Source organism: Shewanella sp. 11B5 (assembly GCF_002836795.1).
GTDB classification, from domain to species: Bacteria; Pseudomonadota; Gammaproteobacteria; order Enterobacterales; family Shewanellaceae; genus Shewanella; species Shewanella frigidimarina.
The window spans coordinates 1-3,636 of sequence record NZ_PJAP01000642.1; the positions used below are offsets into that span (position 1 = coordinate 1).

Sequence of the window (3,636 nt, forward strand, 5' to 3'; positions counted from 1 at the left end):
AATTCTTCATGCATGAATTTGATGATCATGATTCGATAATTTTATGCCAATCATGTGATTTGGCAGTGAGAAAACGTGCTTTGCCTTCTAGCGCTCGCGCGCTTTGTCCGCGTTGCCACACGGCACTCTACGATTCTCCTTATTGCTCTATCAATGGCATGCTAGCATTATGCGTTGCGGCGTTAATTATTTTTATTCCTGCTAATTTATTGCCAGTACTCGAAATCCACTTCCTTGGCAGTGTACGAACCACTACGGTGCTGCAAGCTGCCGTGACGGTTTGGGCCGAAGGATATTGGGTTGTAGGCCTAGCGGTAATGGTTGCTGCAGTTATCGCGCCTGGGTTATTGATTTTGTCAATTATGGCTCAAGTTGTAATTGTAAAATTAAAACTGCACAACTCATTTTGGCAAAGAACCTATACTACATTGTTAAAAAATCATGGTTTGATATCACAAATGACCATGTTAGAAATTTATGTCATCAGTTTTCTCGTGTCGGCCTTTCAGTTATCAGACTTTTCAGATGTGTATTTTGGTATGGGGACATTCAGTTTTACGATGTTGTTTATCATCATATTATTTTTACAACGTGAATATAATCTAGAACACATGTGGAGTTATGTAGATGCCTAGTACTCCAATTACACCATCCAATGAACATATAGTGGACAGCACCAAGCAAACTGCGAATATCGATAACGAGGCGAAAACTGAGGTTTTGCCTCATATTCAGGGCAAGAAAATTGGCTTATGTTTATGCCCTGTTTGTCGCAAACTGAATGTCACCAGCAACAGTCATTGTCGACGTTGTTTTAGTCAATTGAGTAGCCGTAATTATGCCAGTATCCAACAAAGTTGGGCTTTATTGGTGACAGCGACTATTTTACTTGTGGTCGCCAACATCTACCCTATTACCTTGCTGACTAATCGTGGAGTGGTCACAAATGACACCATTTTTAGTGGTATTAGTCATTTAGTCAAAACCGGTATGTTCCCGATTGCTATTATTGTTTTTACTGCCAGTATTTTAGTCCCTTGGCTTAAAATATTTGGCTTAGCGACTTATTTAACGGCTATCAGTTTTAACTTACCAATATCAAAAAGAAAATTAATGGTTGGATTTCATATCATTGAATGGATTGGACGTTGGTCAATGCTCGATTTATTTGTTATTTCATTAACCGTTGCCTTAGTTAATATGGGGCAATTATTAGACGCAAAACCTGCACCTGCCGCGACAGCATTTGCGTTAGTTATCTTACTAACGCAACTCGCGGCAAAAGTGTTAGATACTCGATTACTTTGGGACCGCTTGGAAAACACTAATGACACAAATTGAATCGCCTAAAATTGTGAAGAAAAAGTTATTCTCGCCAATATGGTTATTACCGGTTGTTGCTTTGATATTAGGTGCCTGGTTAGGGGTCAAAAGCATCAAAGAATCCGGCATTGAAATATTAATTCATTTTCCTAGCGCTACAGGTATTGATATCGGCAAAACGCTGGTGAAATACCAAGGGCTGACTGTTGGTAAAGTCACTGATATTGGGATAGACGACGATCTTAAAGGTGTTAACGTTAAAGTTATTATGGATTACCGTGCCGACCCATTTCTCAATAAAAACACCCTGTTCTGGTTAGTAAAACCTAAAGCCAGCATTACCGGTGTTGAAGGACTCGATACATTATTTTCAGGTAATTATATTGCCCTTCAACCTGGTGATGGCCGCTCGGCAACCGTATTTGAAGCACAACGTGAAGCGCCTGCGATACTCCCCGGCAGTGAAGGACTGATGATCGAACTAAAATCCCCTAAACTGGGATCAATTGATGTTGGCTCACCGGTCTTTTACCGTCAAGCACCTGTCGGAAGCATTGTGAGTTATCGCCTCGACGGAAATAAACAAATTATTATCAGCGCATTTGTTCAAGAACAATATGCCCATTTAGTCAATAAAGACTCCCATTTTTGGAATGTGTCTGGCTTAAAAATTGATGCATCTTTAGCGGGGATAAAAGTCAGCACTGAAAGTATCGCGTCTATTTTGGCTGGCGGTATCAGCTTTGATACCGGCAGCTACACTGAAAAAGCCCAAAATGGTGATATTTACAACCTTTATGAAGATGAGCTCACCGCAATTGGAGGCGTTCAGTTTAGTTTAACCGCATCTAGCAGTGAAGATGTTAATGAAGGCACCGCTATCACCTACCGCGGTATTGTTATCGGTGAGATTGAAAAAGTCACCTTAACTGATGCAGGGGTGCAGTTTATCGCTCGAGTAGAGCATCATTACAAAGCATTAATTACCAGTGATAGCCAATTTTGGATAAGCGGGGCTGAGTTATCATTAAAAGGTGTCAAAAACGTCAGTAGACTGGTTACAGGAAGTGTTATTAATGTCTTACCTGGCACTCAAAAAGCTGAAGATCCGATGCAATTTGAATTGGCATCACATGCTCCTGATTTACTCAGTCAAGACAAACTGAAATTGACTGTAGTTGCCACTACCCACTCTGGAGTCAGCAATGGTGCGCAAGTGCGATATAAGCAATTGCCAATCGGACAGATAACCAGTATTGGTTTAAGTAAAGACTTTTCAACTGTTGAATATAGTATCGAAATTCAACCAGAATTTAAAAGTCTGCTAACTAAAGGTAGTTTCTTTGTTCCTGAAAGTGCCATAGCCATTAATGCTTCACTAGAGGGCGTTAATGTTAAAACTCGCGACCTCACTACGATGTTGGAAGGCGCTATTAGCTTAATTCCGGGTAACAGCGAAATGCTGCTTTCGGCTAATAGTACTTTAACACTGCACGAATCAGTTGAATCGGCCCAAACGCTTTACGCTCAACAACAGCTTACCCCTTTACCTTAACCAGTATTGATGGTGCGGACTTAGCTGAAGGATCGCCAATTTATTACAAAAAAATGCAAATAGGCTCAGTGAATAAAGTCAATTGGTTAGCGAAAACAGACAAATTTAATATCGATATCAATATAGACAATAAATTTGTTCCGTTAATTAAGCCGACTACGGTTTTTTGGCGTAATGATGCAGTAGCCATCAATGCCAGTTTAGCCGGTGTCGATATCAATGTTGCTCCATTAAAAGGTGCAATAAATGGTAGCATTACTCTTGGTCATATTGACGACAAAATTGATACTGCAAATAATCAACCTAATCTACGATTATATGATACAAAGTCTCTCGCACTCATGCAGGCTAAGGTCATTAACCTCACTCTGCCTGTGAGTACAAAAGTGGCAGAAAAAGCCGCTATTCGTTATCAAGGTCATAAAATTGGTGAAGTGTCACAGGTTAAGCTAAACCAAGATTTAACCACTCTTAATGCACAAGCGTATATTTATGGTCATTACGCAAACCATTTTAGTGCTAGCGATACGGAATACTTCATCGTCGATGCCCAAATTTCTTTAGCGGGTATTAATGCCCCCGAAACACTGTTAACGGGTCCTTATATTGGAGTTATTCCAGGTAACAGCACAGAGATTATCGATAATTTTGTTGCCCAACCTCACTCGAGCTTTGAGGCTACCGTACCTAAAGATGCGTTAGCATTCCAATTAGTCGATGACCAGCTAGGTTCAATTAAGGTCGGTACACCCTTGTTT

At 40.4% G+C, this 3,636-nt stretch carries 2 protein-coding genes and 1 pseudogene; all 3 read left to right on the forward strand.

The features are described 5' to 3' along the window. Positions 1 to 8: 8 nt before the first annotated feature. Positions 9 to 635 carry a paraquat-inducible protein A gene (locus CXF78_RS14730; RefSeq protein WP_011637688.1) on the forward strand — a complete coding sequence of 209 codons (627 nt, stop codon included), beginning with the start codon at positions 9 to 11 and terminating at the stop codon, positions 633 to 635. Beyond that, positions 628 to 1,341, forward strand: a complete 714-nt coding sequence (locus CXF78_RS14735) for a paraquat-inducible protein A (RefSeq protein WP_102037222.1) — start codon at positions 628 to 630, stop codon at positions 1,339 to 1,341. Before CXF78_RS14730 ends, CXF78_RS14735 begins: the two co-directional genes overlap by 8 nt. After that, positions 1,328 to 3,636 (forward strand): annotated as a pseudogene (locus tag CXF78_RS14740) (MlaD family protein); the annotation flags it as partial. The gene CXF78_RS14735 and the pseudogene CXF78_RS14740, both read left to right, overlap by 14 nt.

Excerpts from the sequence above, each read along its gene's own strand:
- CXF78_RS14730 (WP_011637688.1), top strand. The coding sequence starts at position 9 with ATGCATGAATTTGATGATCATGATTCGATAATTTTATGCCAATCATGT.
- CXF78_RS14735 (WP_102037222.1), top strand. The coding sequence starts at position 628 with ATGCCTAGTACTCCAATTACACCATCCAATGAACATATAGTGGACAGC.